The organism is Serratia sp. CY33525 (assembly GCF_052169115.1).
GTDB lineage: Bacteria > Pseudomonadota > Gammaproteobacteria > Enterobacterales > Enterobacteriaceae > Serratia > Serratia sarumanii.
The window spans coordinates 81,178-98,887 of sequence record NZ_JBJNLK010000010.1 but is presented as its reverse complement, the minus strand read 5'-3'; the positions used below and the strand labels follow the sequence as shown (position 1 = coordinate 98,887).

Sequence of the window (17,710 nt, the reverse complement as noted above, 5' to 3'; positions counted from 1 at the left end):
GGTTTCACGTCGGGATAACCGGCTCGCCGTCGCGGCTGTATTTATTTTTTCGCCGCTGCGGGAAGGTTTAAGTTTCATTGAGTTATTACAGCAGATCGCGGGAAATTTACAGCTGGTTGCATTTGGAGCAGAACTCTTGCGATTCGCCGGTAGTTTCCTGCACGCCATCTCTCTAGAGTAGGTGATCCCAGAGGTATTGATTGGTGAGAAATCAGCATACTCTGTATGTTGAAGCCATTTTCAATTGCACCAACCTACGCGGATGCGTAGGTTTTTTTTTGCCTGCCATATAGTATTCTTTTCCCTACAACGATTTACGCCTCCATGGCCAAGGGAGAAGGGCATGATCTTTTCACTGCTGCGCGCGCTGTTTCGCCTGCTGTTTCGGGTACGGGTCGAAGGGGACGTTCAGCACTTCGAGCGGCAAAAACTGCTGATTACGCCGAACCACGTCTCTTTCCTCGACGGCGTGTTGCTGGCGCTGTTCCTGCCGATTAAACCGGTGTTTGCGGTTTACGCCAGCATCGGCGAGAGCTGGTTTATGCGCTGGCTGCGGCCCTACATTGATTTCGTCTCGCTCGATCCCACCAAGCCGATGGCCATCAAGCAACTGGTGCGCATGGTCGAGCAGGGGCGGCCGATTGTGGTGTTCCCTGAAGGGCGCATCACCGTGACCGGCGCGCTGATGAAAATCTACGACGGCGCGGCGTTTATCGCTGCCAAATCGGGCGCCACCGTGGTGCCGGTGCGGATCGACGGCCCCGAGTTCAGCCCGTTCGGCCGCATGGCCGGGGTGTTCAAGATCCGCTGGTTCCCGCAAATCAGCATCCGCATCTTGCCACCGACCACGCTGCCGATGCCGGAAGCGCCGCGCGCGCGTGAACGCCGGGCGCTGGCGGGCGATCGGCTGATGCAGATCATGATGCGGGCGCGAATGGATACGCGCGAACCGCAGACGCTGTTCCATGCCTTGCTGGCGGCGCAGCACCGCTACGGGCGCCGCAAGCCCTGTATCGAAGACATCGCTTTCAAAGAAGACAGTTACCAGACGCTGATCAAGAAATCGCTGGGCGTCAGCCGCATTCTGCAGCGCTTTACCGCCGAAGGGGAACACGTCGGGCTGCTGTTGCCGAACGCCACCATCACCGCGGCGGCGATCTTCGGCGCTTCGCTGCGTAACCGCATTCCGGCGATGCTCAACTACACCGCCGGCGCCAAAGGCCTGAACAGCGCGATGCTCGCCGCCGGCATCAAGACCATCGTCACCTCGCGCCAGTTTCTGGAGAAGGGCAAGCTGACCCACCTGCCGGAGCAGGTGACGCAGGCCAACTGGGTGTATCTGGAAGATCTGAAAGACACCGTTACGCTGGCGGACAAGCTGTGGATTTTGCGGCACTTGCTGCAGCCGCAGCGCGCGGCGTTGCCGCAACGCCCGGAGGACGCGGCGCTGATCCTGTTCACTTCCGGTTCCGAAGGCCACCCCAAGGGCGTGGTGCATTCGCATGCCAGCCTGCTGGCTAACGTAGAACAAATTCGCACCATCGCCGACTTCACGCCGCGCGACCGTTTCATGTCATCGCTGCCGCTGTTCCACTCGTTCGGCCTGACGGTGGGGCTGCTTACGCCGCTGATCACCGGCAGCCGCATTTTCCTCTACCCCAGCCCGCTGCACTATCGCGTGGTGCCGGAGCTGGTGTATGACCGCAACTGCACGGTGCTGTTTGGCACGGCGACCTTCCTCAACAACTATGCGCGCTTCGCGCATCCGTATGATTTCGCCCGCCTGCGCTACGTGGTGGCCGGCGCGGAGAAACTGGCGGACAGCACCAAACAGATCTACCAGGACAAATACGGCATCCGCATTCTGGAAGGCTATGGCGTGACCGAGTGCGCGCCGGTGGTGTCCATTAACGTGCCGTTGGCGACCAAGGTGGGCACCGTCGGCCGCATCATGCCGCAGATGGAGGCGCGCCTGATTGCGGTGCCGGGCATCGATAACGGCGGGCGCCTGCAGCTGAAGGGGCCGAACATCATGAAAGGCTATCTGCGGGTTGAGCGCCCCGGCGAGCTGGAACCGCCGGCGGCGGAAGATGCGAACGGCGTGCTGCAGCCGGGCTGGTACGACACCGGCGATATCGTCAGCCTGGATGAGCAGGGCTATTGCACCATTCGCGGCCGCGTGAAACGCTTCGCCAAGCTGGCGGGCGAGATGGTGTCGCTGGAGAGCGTCGAATTGCTGGCGCAACGGCTGTCACCGGAAAAAATGCATGCCGCCACGCCCAAAGGCGACAGCAGCAAAGGCGAGGCGCTGGTGCTGTTCACCACCGATCCCGCCATCACTCGTGAAGCATTGCTGCGGGTGGCGCGTGAGCTGGGCAGCCCGGAGCTGGCGGTGCCGCGCGATATTCGCCTGTTGAAAACGCTGCCGGTGCTCGGCAGCGGCAAACCCGATTTCGTCACCCTGCGTCATATGGCCGAACAGCCGGAGAGTGCCCGATGAATCCTTCGACCGAGTCCCCTTTGCTGTCACGCGGCATGATCGCCGTCATCAGCGCGCAGTTCCTCTCGGCGTTCGGCGACAATGCGTTGCTGTTCGCCACGCTGGCGTTGATCAAGCAGCAGCTGTATCCGGACTGGAGCCAGCCGATCCTGCAGATGGCCTTCGTCGCCACCTACATCATCCTGGCGCCGTTCGTCGGCCAGGTGGCCGACAGCTTTGCCAAAGGGCGGGTGATGATGTTCGCCAACGCCTTAAAATTGGCGGGGGCGTTGGTGATCTGTTTTGGGGGAAACCCGTTCCTCGGCTACAGCCTGGTCGGGGTGGGAGCCGCCGCGTATTCGCCGGCCAAATACGGCATTCTGGGCGAGATCACCAGCGGCGAGAAGCTGGTCAAGGCTAACGGCCTGATGGAGGCCTCGACTATCGCCGCCATTCTGACCGGTTCGGTGGCCGGTGGCATTCTGGCGGACTGGCATGTGGTGGTGGCGCTGGCGGTCTGCGCCTTGGTTTACGCGGGGGCGGTGGTCGCCAACCTGTATATTCCGCGCCTCGCGGCGGCGCGCCCGGGGGCTTCCTGGCGCCCGTGGGCCATGACGAACAGCTTCTTTACCGCCTGCGTCACGTTATGGCGCGATGGGCAGACGCGTTTTTCCTTGATCGGCACCAGCCTGTTCTGGGGGGCCGGCGTGACGCTGCGTTTTCTGCTGGTGCTGTGGGTGCCGGTAGCGCTCGGCATCGCCGATAACGCCACGCCGACGCTGCTGAACGCCATGGTAGCCGTCGGTATCGTGGTGGGGGCCGGCGCCGCCGCACGCTTTGTCACGCTGAAGACGGTGAAGCGCTGCATGCCGGCCGGGATCCTGATCGGTGTTGCGGTCGCGGTATTCGCGCTGCAAACCACCATGCTCAATGCCTATGTCTTGTTGGCGATCATCGGCATGCTGGGGGGCTTCTTCGTGGTGCCGCTCAATGCGTTGCTGCAGGAGCGGGGCAAGCATTCGGTCGGCGCCGGCAATGCTATCGCGGTGCAAAACCTGGGTGAAAACGCTGCCATGTTGCTGATGCTGGCGCTGTATTCGCTGGTGGTGAAGCTGGGCGTGCCGGTGGTGGGCGTCGGCGTAGGGTTTGGCGTGGTGTTTGCGCTGGCGATTAGCGCGCTATGGTGGTCGCAGCGGCGGTGAAACGGGGCGCAGCCAGGCTGCGCCCTTGCTGTATTAAGGCGCCGGAATGGTAAACCGGGTATGGATTTCTTCGAGCGCCTGCAGCACGTCTTCATCCAATACCACATCGAGGCTGTCGATGTTGATTTTCAACTGATCCACCGTGGTGGCGCCCAGCAGGGTGCTGGCGACGAACGGCTGTTGACGCACGAAGGCCAACGCCATCTGCGAAGGATCCAGCCCGTGTTTTTTGGCCAGCGCCACGCACTCGGCGATCGCCAGCTGGGTTTGCTGCCCTGAATAACGGTTGAAGCGGGTGAACAGCGTATTGCGCGCACCGGCCGGTTTTGCGCCATTGAGGTATTTACCGCTCAGGGTACCGAACGCCAGGCTGGAATAGGCCAGCAGTTCCACCCCTTCGTGCTGGCTGATCTCGGCCAGGCCAATCTCAAAGCTGCGGTTCAGCAGGCTGTACGGGTTTTGAATCGACACGATGCGCGGCAGCTCGTGTTTCTCCGCCAGCTGCAGGTAGCGCATCACGCCCCAGGGCGTTTCATTGGAAACCCCGATATAGCGGATCTTGCCGGCGCGCACCTGCTCGGTCAGCGCCTCCAGCGTTTCCAGCAGCGTGACCGTGGCTTTGTCGTCGGTGTATTGATAGTTGAGTTTGCCAAAACAGTTGGTGGCGCGCTGCGGCCAGTGCAATTGGTAGAGATCGAGATAATCGGTATTCAGCCGCTTGAGGCTGGCGTCCAGCGCGGCGCGGATGTTTTTGCGATCGAGCGCCTGCTGCGGGCGAATGCTGCTGTCTGTGCCGCGCACCGGGCCCGAGACTTTGCTGGCCAGGACGATTTTTTCGCGATTGCCGCGCGCCTTGAGCCAGCTGCCGATATAGCTTTCGGTCAGGCCCTGGGTTTCCGGACGGGGCGGCACCGGGTACAGTTCGGCGGTGTCTATCAGGTTGACGCCTGCGGCCAATGCATAGTCCAGTTGCGCATGGGCGTCGGCTTCGCTGTTCTGTTCGCCAAAGGTCATGGTGCCCAGTCCCAGCACGCTCACTTCTAAAGAACTGTGGGGAATACGGTGGTATTGCATTAACGGCCTTCCTTTCTTGTTAGCGCTTACGGGCCGCGCGGCCCGGTGAAACAGGAGCCCAATGTCAGAAGACGGCGCAGAGTCCGTCGGGCGGCGATGTCGCCTTTCCTGACTATAACCAAGCGGTGAAGATGGGGGAAGCGGATTCCGTGCGGACGCGAATGGGGGCTACCGCGCTTGAACGGGCGATAGCCGGCGGGCGGTGATTAGCGTTCGATAACCTGAGAAACTTGATCGCCGTTGATCTGGCGCTGGTTGCCTTTCTCGTCTTTATAGCTGATGAGGCCGGTATCTTCATCGATCTCCGGTTTGCCTTGCGTCAGGATCATGTTGCCGTCTTTGGTCGCCATCACGTAGTCGCTGGAACACCCCGCCAGGCCAGCCACCATCACCAGCGCAGACACTGCCATTACCCACTTTTTCATCCTGCGGATCCTCGATTATGCAGAAAATAATGTTCTTTCAAGATTAGCAAACTCTCGGCGAAGCGCGTCTCAGATAAGTCTTTATCTGATAAGAAAAAGTGAAATGAGAGGTCAACGAAGTGATGAAAGCCGCCAATGGCGGCTTTCATATAGATAGCGTTATTCCGGCGCGCGATTTTTTTTGCTGCGCATCAGATTGAGCGCTTCTACCGACATCGAGAAGAACATGGCGAAGTAGATGTAGCCTTTTGGCACGTGCACCTGGAAGCTTTCCAGCATCAGCGTGAAGCCCACCAGGATCAGGAACGCCAGCGCCAGCATTTTCACCGATGGATGGCGGTTGACGAATTCGCCGATCGGTCGGGCAGCGAACATCATCACGCCGACGGCGATCACCACTGCCGCCATCATGATGAACAGATGGTCGGAAAGACCCACGGCGGTAATCACCGAATCCAGGCTGAAGATAATATCCAACAGCATGATCTGCACGATCGCGCCGAAGAAGCTGTGCACCTTGGTGTGGTGCTCTTCTTCCGACCCTTCGATGGTTTCGTGGATCTCTTTGCTGGCTTTCCAGATCAGGAACAGCCCGCCCAGCAGCAGGATCAAATCGCGAGCGGATACGCTGTGCTCCATCACGGTAAACAGCGGATGGGTCAGGCGGATCACCCAGGCGATGGAAGCCAGCAGCGCCAGGCGCATAAGCATGGCGGCGGCCAGCCCGATCCGGCGAGCTTTGTTCTGTTGCGCTTTGGGCAGCTTGGCCACCACCAGCGACAGAAAAATGATGTTATCAATACCCAGTACGATCTCAAGAATGGTTAGCGTGCCTAACGCTAACCAGGCATTGGGATCCATAATCCATTCGAACATTGCTCGACACACCTTATTAATACTTAATAAATGCAAAGCGTGAATTATACGCGTTTATCATGGCGCTGATAGGGGCAGCTAAACCAGAGTTAAACGAAATCGCTTAGATTGAGAAATGTCTTGCCAGCAGCGCGCCGGTAAAACTCTTTTTCAGATAGAAGCCGCGCGGCAGCGTCATGATCGGTTGCCCTTGTTCGCCGATGGCTTCGGTGAGCGCCTTGCTGTTAGCCGCTTTGGGGCGCAGCTGCAGCACTTCGCCGTGGCGTGCGGTGATGCGCTCTACGTGGCCGAGCACGATCAGATCCATCAATTCTTCCCAATCGCGGCGCAGCATTTCGTCTTCTGCCGCGCTTGGGCTCCACAGCAGCGGCGAACCGACGCGGCGTTCGGCCAGCGGGATCTGGCGTTCGCCTTCTACCGGTATCCACAACACGCGCGCCAGCTTGTAGCGAACGTGGCTGTTGGCCCAGGTGACGCCGCTGTTGCCGGTGAGCGGAGCGACGCAGACAAAAGTGGTTTCCAGCGGTTTGCCGGCGGCATCGACAGGAATGGTTTTCAGCTCGATGCCCAGCTCGGGAAAGTCCTGCTCCGGTTTGCTGCCGGCCATGGCGCCGAGATACAGCTCCAGCAGCATGCCTACCCAACCTTTATCGCGTTTCAGATCCTTGGGGATCGGCAACTGCGCGCGAGCGGCCAGTTCGCCAAAGCTGGCGCCGGCCAGCGCCTGAGCGCGCTCGAACAGCTGCCGTTCATTTTCCGGCGGGGGCGGCAAAGGGGATAAAAACGCCATAAATCAAGCCTGTCTAATTTGGTTGAAAAACGTACTGCAATTATGCACGGTGAGCGATAACCGCCATCGCTTGGGGAAAAGAATAATAGTAGCATGATTTTACATGACTTTTTTCCTTTCTTGGCGTGGTGGAAAATGCACTGGCGGGGCTTGTTCACCTGAAGCCACCGACAATAAACAGGATCTTACACCTATTTATCCACAGATTTTTGGGATAACCCAAATTTTTGCCGATCACTGGTTCAATTTACAGCCTTGACTCGGGCGGTTTTTTACGAATTTGTCCGTTTTGTGCGTAACTTGCCCGGATAATCTGTGGATAAAAACGACGTTGGTGGATCTTTCGCCAGGGTAAGATCCTTACCGTGCACAGATCACATTTTTGCCCTGTATATAACGATGCGTTAATACATAATTGTATGTTTTTAAAATAAATATGCGTTTTTAGTGTTGAGGGGGGATTTTGGGGGTTAAGAGTTTTACCGGCTTATTCCTCGAGTTCTGCACACACCTATCCACAGAAAAAGTGAATAAAACCGGTCTGAAAGGCTAGGGTATGTTTATAACTTTGCCTATATCTGTGAGTTATCCCAATGTTATTCGGCCCGCAGCGCCGTAAAGCAGTGGTTTACCGCCTGTAGCTTGTGTGAAACAATCAGGACATCTATGCGAATTTAAGCTTATCGAGGTAGTCCGGTGATCGATGATGATGGCTACCGCCCGAATGTTGGTATCGTAATCTGTAATCGTCAGGGGCAGGTCTTATGGGCCCGCCGTTACGGTCAGCACTCCTGGCAGTTTCCCCAAGGTGGGATTAACCCTGGCGAAACTGCGGAGCAGGCGATGTACCGTGAGCTGTTCGAAGAAGTGGGGCTGAGTAAAAAGGATGTGCGCATCCTGGCTTCGACCCGCAACTGGTTGCGCTATAAATTGCCGAAACGTTTGGTGCGTTGGGACACAAAGCCGGTTTGTATCGGCCAAAAGCAAAAATGGTTTTTGTTGCAGCTACTGTGCAATGACGCTGATATCAATATGCAGCGCAGCAGCACGCCGGAGTTCGACGGTTGGCGCTGGGTGAGCTTCTGGTATCCGGTACGCCAGGTGGTGTCGTTCAAACGCGACGTCTACCGCCGGGTGATGAAAGAATTCGCCGTGACCGTGATGCCGATGCAAGAGCAGGCGGCGCCGCGGCAGGCTCCTGCTTATCGCCGAAAGAGAGGTTAAGTTAAGCCGACTATGCTCACGCGCTTGCGAGAAATTGTAGAGAAGGTGGCTGCGGCGGCCAGTCTGACGGATGCGCTGGATCTGCTGGTCAATGAAACCTGTCTGGCGATGGACACCGAAGTGTGTTCCATCTATCTGGCGGACAACGATCGCCGCTGCTACTACCTGATGGCCACGCGCGGGCTGAAAAAGCCGCGCGGGCGCACTATCGCATTGGCGTTTGACGAGGGCGTCGTCGGGTTGGTCGGCCGCAGAGCCGAGCCTATCAACCTGGCCGATGCCCAAAGCCACCCCAGCTTCAAATACGTTCCGCAGGTGAAAGAGGATCGTTTCCGATCCTTCCTCGGGGTGCCGATCATTCATCGGCGCCAGCTGCTGGGCGTGCTGGTGGTGCAGCAGCGAGAGCTGCGCCAGTTCGACGAAAGCGAAGAGTCTTTCATGGTCACCCTGGCCACGCAGATGGCCGGGATCCTGTCACAGTCGCAGCTCAACGCCATTTTCGGCCAGTATCGCCAAACGCGCGTGCGCGCGCTGGCGGCCTCACCCGGCGTGGCGGTGGCGGAAGGGTGGCAGGACAGCAGCCAGCCTTCACTCGATCAGGTTTACCGCGCGTCGACGCTGGACACCGCCAGCGAGCGCGAGCGCCTGACGCTGGCGCTGGAAGAGGCCGGCGCGGAATTTCGCCGCTTCAGCAAGCGTTTTGCCGCCAGTTCGCAAAAAGAGAGCGCGGCGATCTTCGATCTTTATTCTCACCTGTTAAACGACGCCCGCCTCAAGCGCGAACTGTTCGCCGAAATCGACAACGGTTCGGTGGCGGAGTGGGCGGTGAAACAGGTGATAGAAACCTTTGCCGAGCAGTTTGCCAAACTGCAGGACACCTACATGCGCGAGCGCGGCAGCGATCTGCGCGCGCTGGGCCAGCGCCTGCTGTTCCACCTCGACGACACCACTCAGGGCGCCACCCAGTGGCCGGCGCGTTTTGTGCTGGTGGCGGATGAGCTGACCGCGACATTGCTGGCCGAAGTGCCGCAGGATCGCCTGGTCGGCGTGGTGGTGCGCGACGGTGCCGCCAACTCGCATGCGGCGATTCTGGTGCGGGCGATGGGGGTGCCGACGGTGATGGGCGCCGACATCCAGCCTTCTCTGCTCAGCCAGCGGCTGCTGATCGTCGACGGTTATCGCGGTGAACTGCTGGTCGATCCTGAACCGGTGCTGGTGCAGGAATATCAACGGCTGATCAGCGAAGAGCTGGAACTGAGCAAGCTGGCGGAAGACGACGTCGAGCAGCCGGCGCAGTTGAAAAGCGGCGAGCGCATTCAGGTGATGCTGAATGCCGGCCTCAGCCCGGAACATGAACAGCTGTTGGGCGGCCGGGTAGATGGCGTGGGGTTATACCGCACCGAAATCCCGTTCATGTTGCAAAGCGGCTTCCCCTCCGAAGAGGAACAGGTCGCGCAGTACCAGGGCATGCTGCAGCTTTACCCGAGCAAGCCGGTCACGCTGCGCACTCTGGATATCGGCGCCGACAAGCAGCTGCCTTATATGCCGATCAGCGAAGAGAACCCCTGTCTGGGCTGGCGCGGCATCCGCATCACCCTGGATCAGCCGGAGATCTTTTTGATTCAGGTGCGCGCCATGCTGCGTGCCAACGCCGGTACCGGCAATCTGGGCATTTTGTTGCCGATGGTCACCAGCCTGGAAGAGGTCGATGAGGCCAAACGCCTGATTGACCGCGCCGGGCGCGAGGTGGAAGAGGTGCTTGGCTATGCGATCCCGAAACCGAAAATCGGCGTGATGCTGGAAGTGCCGTCGATGATTTTCCTGATCCCGCATCTGGCCGGGCGCGTTGATTTCATCTCGGTCGGCACCAACGATTTGACCCAGTACCTGTTGGCGGTGGATCGCAACAATACCCGAGTCGCCTCGCTGTATGACAGTTTGCACCCCGCGATGCTGCAGGTGCTGAAACTGATCGCCGAGCAGGGGAACGCGGCCGGGTTGCAGCTTAGTCTCTGCGGTGAGCTGGCCGGCGATCCCATGGGCGCGCTGTTGCTGGTGGGCATGGGCTATCGCAATCTGAGCATGAACGGCCGCAGCGTGGCGCGCATCAAATACCTGCTGCGGCATATCGACCTTGCCGACGCCGAAATGTTGGCGCAGCGGGTGTTGAACACCCAGATGACTACCGAAGTGCGCCATCTGGTGGCGGCGTTTATGGAGCGGCGCGGCATGGGCGGGTTGATCCGCGGGGGCCGGTAGCCGCCGCGCGTTGTGATTTTTTTACAGAACTTTTCCCGGCCTGCCGGACCGGACCGCGCTAAGCCTATGTTATGATGCGCAACCTCAGTGCGGCGCAGGCTCGTCGCCTTGCACACCGCAGCGGCCAATGCTGCTGCTTGCAAGACGCGGGACAATCTCCGCCGCCGCTTGGCACCTGCCGCCCCCGCATGGGGAAAAATAACAGACATGTTGTGGTGATAGATGAGCAATAGCTATCTGGCGTTTCCTAAATTTGATCCGGTCATTTTCTCCATTGGCCCGGTTTCTCTGCATTGGTATGGCCTGATGTACCTGGTCGGCTTCGTTTTTGCCATGTGGCTGGCGGTGCGCCGTGCCAACAAGCCGGGCAGCGGCTGGACCAAAGACGAAGTTGAAAACCTGCTCTACGCCGGTTTCCTGGGCGTATTCGTCGGCGGCCGCGTAGGCTATGTGCTGTTCTATAACCTGCCGCTGTTCCTGGATAACCCGCTCTATCTGTTCAAGGTCTGGGATGGCGGCATGTCGTTCCACGGCGGCTTGATGGGGGTGATTCTGGTGATGTTCTGGTTCGCTCGCCGCACCAAACGCACCTTCTTCCAGGTTTCCGATTTTATCGCGCCATTGATCCCATTCGGCCTGGGCGCCGGCCGCCTCGGCAACTTCATCAACGGTGAACTGTGGGGCCGCGTGACCACCGACACCCCTTGGGCGATGCTGTTCCCAAGTTCGCGCAGCGAAGACGTGGCCCTCGCCGCCGCCGATCCTTCTTTGCTGCCGTTATTGAATCAGTACGGCGTACTGCCGCGCCACCCGTCGCAGTTGTATGAACTGCTGCTGGAAGGCGTGGTGCTGTTTATCATTCTGAACCTGTTTATTCGCAAGCCGCGGCCGATGGGCGCCGTCTCGGGCCTGTTCCTGATCGGTTATGGCGCATTCCGCATCATCGTTGAAGCGTTCCGCCAGCCGGATGCCCAGCTCGGCCTGTTCGAAGGCGTGATCAGCATGGGGCAGATCCTGTCCATCCCGATGGTGGTGGCCGGTATTATTATGATGATTTGGGCGTACCGTCGTCGCCCGCAGCAACAAATGTCGTGAGGGACAAATGAAACAGTATCTGGATTTGATGAACAAGGTGCTCGCCGAGGGCACCCCTAAAGCCGACCGTACCGGCACTGGCACGCTGTCGATTTTCGGCCATCAGATGCGTTTCAACTTGCAGGAAGGTTTCCCGTTGGTGACCACCAAGAAATGTCATCTTCGTTCGATCATTCATGAGCTGTTGTGGTTCCTGAACGGCGATACCAACATCGCCTACCTGCGTGACAACAAGGTCACCATTTGGGACGAGTGGGCCGATGAAAACGGCGATCTCGGCCCGGTGTACGGCAAACAGTGGCGCGCCTGGGGCGCGGCGGACGGCCGTCAGATCGATCAGCTGAGCAACGTGCTCCAACAGCTGAAGCAGGATCCGGATTCGCGCCGCATCATCGTTTCCGCCTGGAACGTCGGCGAGCTGGATCAGATGGCGTTGGCGCCGTGCCACGCGTTCTTCCAGTTCTACGTCGCGGACGGCAAGCTCTCTTGCCAGCTGTACCAGCGTTCCTGCGACGTGTTCCTAGGCCTGCCATTCAACATCGCCAGCTACGCGCTGCTGGTGCATATGATGGCGCAGCAGTGCGATCTGGAAGTGGGCGATTTCGTCTGGACCGGCGGCGATACCCACCTGTACAGCAACCACATGGAACAGACTCAGCTGCAGCTAACGCGTGAACCGCGTCCGTTGCCGAAACTGGTGATCAAACGCAAGCCGGCTTCGCTGTTCGATTACCGTTTCGAAGACTTCGAGATCGAAGGTTACGATCCGCATCCGGCCATCAAGGCGCCGGTCGCGATCTAACCTTAACCGCATCACACCAGGGGGGCAGCGATTGCACCCCTTTTTTTATCCGCATTGCGCACCGCGCCGCATTTTTTTGTCGTCCTCTGCCGTCGTAAATAAAACATTGCGCAGCTTGCCGCAGCGATTACGCATGCGGCTTTACCGCGTTGTGGCGATCCTTACACTGGCGGCATGAAAGACAACACTCTCTCGAACATCGATGATCGCCAGCGTGGCATGACGCTGATTGAGCTGTTGGCGGCGATAATGATCGCCGGCATGCTCACCGGCTGGGGCGTCGGGCAATGGCGTTATCATCAGCAAGCGCTGCGGCTGGAACACACGGCTCAGCAGCTGCTGGCGTTTTTGCTGCGATTGCAGGCGGACGCCAACTGGCGTAACCGCGCGACGCTGCTGTGGTTCAAGAACGGCACGCCCTGGTGTCTGGGCGGTGGCGTGCCGCCGACGGATTGCGCTTCCGCCGAAGGCGCCGTTTTCTCGCCGTCTTATCACGACGTCGCTTTGAGCGGCTACACCGGCAAAGAGATTGGGTTTTACGGTTTGCGCAATACTGCGCAGGCGGGGCACATCCTTCTCAGCAACGACGCAGGCAGCCTGCGGCTGGTGCTGTCCGCCCGTGGGCGGCTGCGTTTGTGCAGCGAAGGGCAGCGGGTCAGAGGCATTGCGCTATGTTGACTTTAGAACGCGGTTTTACCTTGCCGGAGGTGATGTTGGCGTTGGTCTTCGGCAGCGTGATCGCGCTCGGCGCGGCGAAAACCTATCCGCTGTTGCGCCAGCAAAGCGTGGTCGTCAGCCAGCACTTTCGGCTGGAGTCAACGCTGCGGCAACTGGCGTTCGGCATTGAGAAAGATCTGCGCCGCGCCGGTTTTTGCGCCGGGCAGTGCGCCGGCCGTCCGTTGCTGATCGGTCAGGCATCGGGAGAAGCGGCGGGCAGCTGCGTTATCGTTGCCTACGACATCGCTCGCAGCGGGCAATGGCTCGCTTCGGGCGAGAATGCGGGCTATTTCGGTTATCGGCTGCGCAATGGCGGCTTGGAAGGGCAGCGCGGCGTGAGCCAATGCGATGGCGGTGGCTGGGAGCGGTTGCTCGATCATGACGAAGTGCGCATTGAGCGGTTTCATGTGGCGATCGAGCGGGGCGATCACGGCGCGACCTTGGCTCGCCTGACGCTGGCGGGGCGCTCCGCCAGCGATACGCGTATCAGGCGCAGCCTGAGTGCGAGCGTCGAAATGGCGGCGCTGCCATGAATTGGCGAACCCAGCGGGGCGGTAGCACTCTGGCGGCGGTGATGTTGCTGTTGGCGCTGGGGCTGATGTTGCTTAACGCTCAGCATCGGCAGTTGGATAACGCGCTGTTACTGGCCGCCGATCAGCAGCGTTACCTTCAGGCTTATAATCAGGCCGCTTCGGCGCTGAGTTGGGGCATGAGCCAGCGCTGGCCACGCGCCGAGCTGAGTGCGGCGGCCTGGTTATGCAGGCAGCGCGCGGAACTGACGGCCTGCGCCCGGCTGTCTGCCAGAGCGGGCGTTGTAACGATACGCGGCCTTGGTGAGATGCGCGGCGGTGAACCGCTTTGGCTGTATCAGTGGGGCACCTTTAACGGCGCAGAGACCGCTGGAAAGGTGCAAGCTCAGCCGGGCGGTCGGCTGGATTTTTGTCCAGAGAAAAGGCTGACCGACTGTGACGGCTAACGCTCGGGCAGGGCGGCTATCCCGCAACGGCTTCAGCCTGCCGGAAGTGTTGGTGGCGGCCTTGCTGTTCTCGGTGTCGCTGCTTGGCTTGTTACAGTATCATCAGGTGCTGTTGCAGTCGTTTCAGCGCCAGTGGCACTACCGGCAAGCCTGGGCGCTGGCGCATCAGCAGTTAGAAGCGTTCGCCGTCACCGGGCGGCTCGAGGCCGAATCGCCGCCGGAAGGTTGGCGACGCGAGACGGCGCTTGACGATGCGGAGAGTGATTGCCGCCGATTGACGGTTAGAGTCCAAACGCCGCAGCGGCAGTGGGCGACGCTGAGCCGCTGGTATTGCACCCGCTTTTAAGCCGGTATGTCTTTTGTTTTAAAGGAGCCTTGATGTTCACGGTTTATCATTCCAATCAGCTGGATTTGTTGAAAACGCTGACCAGCGCGCTGATAGCCAGAGATCCGTTGGCCGATCCTTTTCAACCGGAAGTGGTGCTGGTGCAGAGCCCCGGTATGGCGCAATGGCTGCAGATGCAGTTGGCGGAACAGTTCGGCATCGCCGCCAATATTGCGTTTCCGCTGCCGGCGACCTTTATTTGGGACATGTTCACCCGGGTGTTGCCGGATATCCCGAAAGAGAGCGCCTTCAGCAAGGACGCCATGACCTGGAAGCTGATGTGGTTGCTGCCGGAGATGCTGACTCAGCCGGCGTTTGCGCCACTGCAGCACTATCTGACCGATGACGGTGACAAGCGCAAGATTCACCAGTTGGCCGGCCGGGTCGCCGACCTGTTCGACCAATATTTGGTTTATCGCCCGCAGTGGCTGGAGAGCTGGCAGCGCGGTGAGCGCATCGACGGCCTGGCGGAGGCTCAGCAATGGCAGGCGCCGCTCTGGGCGCGGCTGGTGGAGTACACGCGCGAGCTGGGGCAGCCGGAATGGCACCGCGCCAATCTGTACAGCCGATTTATCCACGCGCTGGAGCAGGCAAAAACCTGCCCGCCCGGTTTGCCGCCGCGGGTGTTTATCTGCGGTATCTCGGCGTTGCCGCCGGTCTATCTGGAGGCGCTGCAGGCGCTGGGGCGGCATATCGATATCCACCTGATGTTCACCAACCCCTGTCGCTACTATTGGGGCGATATTCAGGATTACGCTTTCCTGGCTCGCTTGCAGAGCCGCAAGCGCCGTCACTACCATCAGGCACGCGAGCACGGGCTGTTCCGCCAGCCGGATGGCGCGGCGCGCCTGTTTGACGCCGAAGGCCAGCAGCAGCTCAGCAACCCGCTGCTGGCCTCTTGGGGCAAGCTGGGGCGCGATCACCTCTATCTGCTGTCGCAGATGGAAGGGGCGCAAGAGGTTGACGCCTTTGTCGATATCCCGGCCGATACCATGCTGCACGCCGTTCAGCGCGACATGCTGGAGCTGGAAGACCATGCGGTGATCGGTATTACCGCGGAAACGCTGGAAAGCAGCTTCAGCAAACGTCCGCTGGATGAGAACGACCGTTCCCTCAGCCTGCATGCCTGCCACAGCCCGCAGCGGGAAGTGGAGGTGCTGCACGATCAACTGCTGACCATGCTGGCGCAGGATCCGTCGTTGACGCCGCGCGACATCATCGTGATGGTCGCGGATATCGACAGCTACACGCCTTACATTCAGGCGGTGTTCGGCAATGCCCCTGCCGAGCGCTACCTGCCGTTCGCCATTTCCGACCGTAAAGCGCGCCAGGCGCATCCTGCGCTGCAGGCGTTCATTTCACTGCTCGATCTGCCGCAAAGCCGTTTTACCTCGGAACAGGTGCTGGCGCTGCTTGAGGTGCCGGCCCTGGCCGCCCGTTTCGCCATTGGCGAAGAGGGGCTGCGCCTGCTGCGCCATTGGGTCGGTGAATCCGGCGTGCGCTGGGGCCTGGACGACGATAACGTGCGCGAACTGGATCTGCCCGCTACCGGCCAACATACCTGGCGCTTTGGCATCACGCGCATGTTGCTTGGCTACGCGATGGACAGCAATGCCGGCGATTGGCAGGGCATTTTGCCTTACGACGAATCGAGCGGATTGGTCGCCGAACTGGCGGGGCAGCTGGCAGACCTGCTGGCGCAGCTCAGCCACTGGCGGCAAATCTTGAGCGAAGCGCGCCCGCTCGAGGCGTGGCTGCCGCTCTGCCGGCAACTGCTGGATGCTTTTTTCGCTGCGGACAGCGACACCGAGGTGGTGCTGGCGCTGATCGAACAGCAGTGGCAGCAGGCCATTAATTTTGGCCTGGCGGCGCGCTATCCCGATGAGGTGCCGTTGACCATTCTGCGGGACGATCTGGCGGCGCGTCTCGATCAGGAGCGCATCAGCCAGCGCTTCCTCGCCGGGCAAATCAACTTCTGTACGCTGATGCCGATGCGTTCCATTCCGTTCAAGGTGGTGTGCCTGCTGGGCATGAATGACGGCGTGTATCCGCGCACGCTGCCGCCGCTGGGTTTCGATCTGATGGCGCAGCAGGTCAAACGCGGCGACCGCAGCCGGCGCGATGACGACCGTTATCTGTTCCTGGAAGCGATTTTGTCCGCGCAACAGCGGCTGTATATCAGCTTCATCGGCCGTTCCATTCAGGACAACAGCCCGCGCTACCCTTCGGTACTGGTCACCGAGCTGCTGGAGTACCTGGAACAAAGCTATTGCCTGCCGGGAGATGAAGAGCTTAGCGCAGACGACAGCGCCCGGCGGGTTGGTGAGCACTTGCTGAAGTGGCACGCGCGCATGCCGTTCGCCGCCGAGAACTTCTTGCCGGGCTCGGAGGCGCAAAGCTATGCCACCGAGTGGCTGCCTGCCGCCGATGGGCGCGGTGCGGCGCATCCGGCGTTCAACCAGCCGCTGCCCGCCGAAGCGCTGCAGCAAATATCGCTGGAGGAACTGCTGCGGTTTTACCGCCATCCGATTCGCGCGTTTTTCCAACTGCGGCTGGGCGTCAGTTTTATCCTGGAAGAGACCGAGCTGCCGGACGAAGAGCCCTTCACGCTGGATAACCTCAGCCGCTACCAGTTCAACAGCCAGCTGCTGAATACGCTGATCGACGGCGACGATCCCGAACGGCTGTTCCAGCGGGTGCGCGCCGCCGGCGGCTTGCCCTATGGCGCCTTCGGCGAAATTTATTGGCAAAAGCAGCAGGAAGAGATGAGCGAACTGGCCGAGCAGGTGCGTGCGGAACGCGCAGAGAGCCATAGCCTGGAGCTGGATATCGATATCGCCGGCGTGCGCCTCAGCGGCTGGCTGCATCAGGTGCAGGGTGACGGCCTGTTGCGCTGGCGGCCCGCGACGCTGTCGGCGGTGGATGGCATATTGCTGTGGCTGGAGCACCTAGTGTACTGCTGCGCCGGCGGCACCGGCGAGAGCCGCATGTATGGCCGCAAGAACTCCGCCTGGCGCTTTGCCGCGCTGGCGCCTGAAGAGGCACAGGCGCAGCTGGCGGAACTGCTGACGGGCTATCAGCGCGGTCTGAGTCAGCCGCTGCTGTTGCTGAACAAGAGCGGCTGGGCGTGGCTGAGTCAGTGTTATCTACCGGAAACGCAGCAAATCGACTGGGAGGAAGACGCGCAGATTAAGGCACGCGCCAAATTGCTGCAAGCCTGGCAGGGCGATCAGCGCATTCCCGGAGAAGGGGAAGATCCCTACGTGCAGCGAGTGTTCCGCCAAATGGATAATGAATACTTAGCGCAAATACTGGCCGAAACAGAGCGTTATCTGCTGCCGGTGGCGCGGCATAACCTGGGGTAACAATCCCCCGGTGGTGCTGTGCGGCGGTAGGTGGTAAAAAT

The 17,710-nt window shown here is 60.1% G+C and carries 15 protein-coding genes; 11 read left to right on the top strand and 4 right to left on the bottom strand.

Features of this window, described 5'->3' with window-relative positions:
• Positions 1 to 343: 343 nt before the first annotated feature.
• Complete coding sequence (gene aas, locus ACJ8IM_RS21165; protein WP_101455641.1) at positions 344 to 2,500, top strand: bifunctional acyl-ACP--phospholipid O-acyltransferase/long-chain-fatty-acid--ACP ligase; 2,157 nt, start codon at positions 344 to 346, stop codon at positions 2,498 to 2,500.
• Positions 2,497 to 3,681 (top strand): lysophospholipid transporter LplT, encoded by a 1,185-nt coding sequence (gene lplT / locus ACJ8IM_RS21160; RefSeq protein ID WP_033654106.1) that lies wholly within the window; start codon positions 2,497 to 2,499, stop codon positions 3,679 to 3,681. The genes aas and lplT overlap by 4 nt, the downstream gene beginning before the upstream one ends.
• Positions 3,682 to 3,714: 33 nt before the next feature.
• Here the strand turns inward: lplT and ACJ8IM_RS21155 are convergent, their stop codons facing one another.
• From ACJ8IM_RS21155 to mutH, 4 genes are all read right to left on the bottom strand, one after another.
• Positions 3,715 to 4,755 carry an NADP(H)-dependent aldo-keto reductase gene (locus ACJ8IM_RS21155; RefSeq protein ID WP_101455640.1) on the bottom strand — a complete coding sequence of 347 codons (1,041 nt, stop codon included), beginning with the start codon at positions 4,753 to 4,755 and terminating at the stop codon, positions 3,715 to 3,717.
• Between the two features lie 206 nt (positions 4,756 to 4,961).
• Positions 4,962 to 5,180, bottom strand: a complete 219-nt coding sequence (locus tag ACJ8IM_RS21150; protein ID WP_033635766.1) for a YgdI/YgdR family lipoprotein — start codon at positions 5,178 to 5,180, stop codon at positions 4,962 to 4,964.
• A gap of 159 nt (positions 5,181 to 5,339) precedes the next feature.
• Complete coding sequence (locus tag ACJ8IM_RS21145) at positions 5,340 to 6,056, bottom strand: TerC family protein (protein ID WP_033635765.1); 717 nt, start codon at positions 6,054 to 6,056, stop codon at positions 5,340 to 5,342.
• A gap of 103 nt (positions 6,057 to 6,159) precedes the next feature.
• Complete coding sequence (gene mutH, locus ACJ8IM_RS21140; protein WP_033635764.1) at positions 6,160 to 6,846, bottom strand: DNA mismatch repair endonuclease MutH; 687 nt, start codon at positions 6,844 to 6,846, stop codon at positions 6,160 to 6,162.
• A 696-nt stretch (positions 6,847 to 7,542) separates the two neighbouring features.
• Between mutH and rppH the strand changes: the two genes are divergently transcribed.
• The 9 genes from rppH (at position 7,543) to recC (ending at position 17,669) form a co-directional block, all read left to right on the top strand.
• The gene (rppH, locus tag ACJ8IM_RS21135) at positions 7,543 to 8,070 is read left to right on the top strand and encodes an RNA pyrophosphohydrolase (RefSeq protein ID WP_004931849.1); all 528 of its coding nucleotides are present in this window, start codon (positions 7,543 to 7,545) and stop codon (positions 8,068 to 8,070) included.
• Between the two features lie 12 nt (positions 8,071 to 8,082).
• Positions 8,083 to 10,329: a phosphoenolpyruvate--protein phosphotransferase gene (gene ptsP, locus ACJ8IM_RS21130; protein ID WP_033654107.1), complete on the top strand. Its 2,247-nt coding sequence runs from the start codon at positions 8,083 to 8,085 to the stop codon at positions 10,327 to 10,329.
• 222 nt (positions 10,330 to 10,551) lie between these two features.
• Positions 10,552 to 11,424: a prolipoprotein diacylglyceryl transferase gene (lgt, locus tag ACJ8IM_RS21125; RefSeq protein ID WP_442516250.1), complete on the top strand. Its 873-nt coding sequence runs from the start codon at positions 10,552 to 10,554 to the stop codon at positions 11,422 to 11,424.
• Positions 11,425 to 11,431: 7 nt separating this feature from the next.
• Positions 11,432 to 12,226 (top strand): thymidylate synthase, encoded by a 795-nt coding sequence (gene thyA / locus ACJ8IM_RS21120; protein WP_016929918.1) that lies wholly within the window; start codon positions 11,432 to 11,434, stop codon positions 12,224 to 12,226.
• A 174-nt stretch (positions 12,227 to 12,400) separates the two neighbouring features.
• The gene (locus ACJ8IM_RS21115) at positions 12,401 to 12,904 is read left to right on the top strand and encodes a prepilin peptidase-dependent protein (RefSeq protein WP_033654108.1); all 504 of its coding nucleotides are present in this window, start codon (positions 12,401 to 12,403) and stop codon (positions 12,902 to 12,904) included.
• Positions 12,898 to 13,476: a prepilin peptidase-dependent protein gene (locus ACJ8IM_RS21110; RefSeq protein ID WP_033654109.1), complete on the top strand. Its 579-nt coding sequence runs from the start codon at positions 12,898 to 12,900 to the stop codon at positions 13,474 to 13,476. The genes ACJ8IM_RS21115 and ACJ8IM_RS21110 overlap by 7 nt, the downstream gene beginning before the upstream one ends.
• Positions 13,473 to 13,919, top strand: coding sequence for a YgdB family protein (locus tag ACJ8IM_RS21105; RefSeq protein ID WP_033649503.1), 447 nt, complete (start codon positions 13,473 to 13,475; stop codon positions 13,917 to 13,919). The genes ACJ8IM_RS21110 and ACJ8IM_RS21105 overlap by 4 nt, the downstream gene beginning before the upstream one ends.
• Complete coding sequence (locus ACJ8IM_RS21100) at positions 13,909 to 14,265, top strand: prepilin-type N-terminal cleavage/methylation domain-containing protein (RefSeq protein WP_033649504.1); 357 nt, start codon at positions 13,909 to 13,911, stop codon at positions 14,263 to 14,265. Before ACJ8IM_RS21105 ends, ACJ8IM_RS21100 begins: the two co-directional genes overlap by 11 nt.
• A gap of 32 nt (positions 14,266 to 14,297) precedes the next feature.
• Positions 14,298 to 17,669: an exodeoxyribonuclease V subunit gamma gene (gene recC / locus ACJ8IM_RS21095; RefSeq protein ID WP_033654110.1), complete on the top strand. Its 3,372-nt coding sequence runs from the start codon at positions 14,298 to 14,300 to the stop codon at positions 17,667 to 17,669.
• The last annotated feature ends 41 nt before the right edge of the window (positions 17,670 to 17,710 follow it).

What these genes read in the sequence shown, in the direction of transcription:
- ACJ8IM_RS21145 (WP_033635765.1), bottom strand. Translation starts at nt 6,056, where the DNA reads ATGTTCGAATGGATTATGGATCCCAATGCCTGGTTAGCGTTAGGCACG.
- ACJ8IM_RS21150 (WP_033635766.1), bottom strand. Translation starts at nt 5,180, where the DNA reads ATGAAAAAGTGGGTAATGGCAGTGTCTGCGCTGGTGATGGTGGCTGGC.
- recC (WP_033654110.1), top strand. Translation starts at nt 14,298, where the DNA reads ATGTTCACGGTTTATCATTCCAATCAGCTGGATTTGTTGAAAACGCTG.
- mutH (WP_033635764.1), bottom strand. Translation starts at nt 6,846, where the DNA reads ATGGCGTTTTTATCCCCTTTGCCGCCCCCGCCGGAAAATGAACGGCAG.
- ACJ8IM_RS21105 (WP_033649503.1), top strand. Translation starts at nt 13,473, where the DNA reads ATGAATTGGCGAACCCAGCGGGGCGGTAGCACTCTGGCGGCGGTGATG.
- ACJ8IM_RS21155 (WP_101455640.1), bottom strand. Translation starts at nt 4,755, where the DNA reads ATGCAATACCACCGTATTCCCCACAGTTCTTTAGAAGTGAGCGTGCTG.
- ACJ8IM_RS21115 (WP_033654108.1), top strand. Translation starts at nt 12,401, where the DNA reads ATGAAAGACAACACTCTCTCGAACATCGATGATCGCCAGCGTGGCATG.
- ptsP (WP_033654107.1), top strand. Translation starts at nt 8,083, where the DNA reads ATGCTCACGCGCTTGCGAGAAATTGTAGAGAAGGTGGCTGCGGCGGCC.
- aas (WP_101455641.1), top strand. Translation starts at nt 344, where the DNA reads ATGATCTTTTCACTGCTGCGCGCGCTGTTTCGCCTGCTGTTTCGGGTA.
- ACJ8IM_RS21110 (WP_033654109.1), top strand. Translation starts at nt 12,898, where the DNA reads ATGTTGACTTTAGAACGCGGTTTTACCTTGCCGGAGGTGATGTTGGCG.
- lplT (WP_033654106.1), top strand. Translation starts at nt 2,497, where the DNA reads ATGAATCCTTCGACCGAGTCCCCTTTGCTGTCACGCGGCATGATCGCC.
- lgt (WP_442516250.1), top strand. Translation starts at nt 10,552, where the DNA reads ATGAGCAATAGCTATCTGGCGTTTCCTAAATTTGATCCGGTCATTTTC.
- thyA (WP_016929918.1), top strand. Translation starts at nt 11,432, where the DNA reads ATGAAACAGTATCTGGATTTGATGAACAAGGTGCTCGCCGAGGGCACC.